This window comes from Candidatus Symbiothrix dinenymphae (assembly GCF_001431085.1).
In genome coordinates, this window is sequence record NZ_BBRU01000196.1 from 1 (window position 1) to 667 (window position 667).

Sequence of the window (667 nt, forward strand, 5' to 3'; positions counted from 1 at the left end):
CATTGGAAGCATAGCGAATTATTTTGCTGTTGATATAGAACAAATTCAACGTATCCACAGCATCCGCCAGTTTCATGTCACTCAAATAGCCATAGACCGCCTTTTTCCATATCGGTCATCCCCCTTACATAGCCATCCATACTGCCTGAATTTTCGATGTAAACATTCACCGTCGGCGGAGGCAACTCCTGATGAGGTACCGCGACAGTCGGGTGACTTTCTTTTCCATTGCAACCACACAACGCGAGTAGTGCAAGCGAGAATACTACTAACTTTTTCATACAATTTTTTTTTGAGCTTTTAATTCGGCGCAAAGGTAACACATTTTTTTTTATTAGCAACAAAAAATGAAAAAAAAATGAAAAAAAGTAGTACCTTTGTGTCCTTAAAATGAAAAAAAACAGACAATATGAAGCAAGCTATTTCAAGTAAAAATGCGCCGGCGGCAATCGGACCGTACTCACAGGCAGTTAAAACAGGCAATCTGGTGTTTTGTTCGGGACAGTTGGGGCTTGACCCTGCAACCGGCTCTTTCGTGCCCGGCGGCGTGGTCGAACAAACCGAGCAGGCATTCAAAAACATCAAAGCAGTGCTGGCAGAGGCAGGTCTGACGCCGGCAAATGTAGTGGAAAAAACCGGCTTTCTGGCAGACATCGCCGATTTCGCC

Annotated in this window: 2 protein-coding genes; one reads left to right on the forward strand and one right to left on the reverse strand. The window is 44.4% G+C overall.

The genetic code is table 11. The features are described 5' to 3' along the window. Window positions 1-77: 77 nt before the first annotated feature. Window positions 78-281 (reverse strand): hypothetical protein, encoded by a 204-nt coding sequence (locus ASC50_RS02785; protein WP_056928662.1) that lies wholly within the window; start codon window positions 279-281, stop codon window positions 78-80. A gap of 128 nt (window positions 282-409) precedes the next feature. Here ASC50_RS02785 and ASC50_RS02790 point away from each other — a divergent pair. Then, on the forward strand, window positions 410-667 hold a 258-nt coding region (locus ASC50_RS02790; RefSeq protein WP_056928663.1), incomplete at its 3' end, for a Rid family hydrolase.

Excerpts from the sequence above, each read along its gene's own strand:
- ASC50_RS02785 (WP_056928662.1), bottom strand. The coding sequence starts at position 281 with ATGAAAAAGTTAGTAGTATTCTCGCTTGCACTACTCGCGTTGTGTGGT.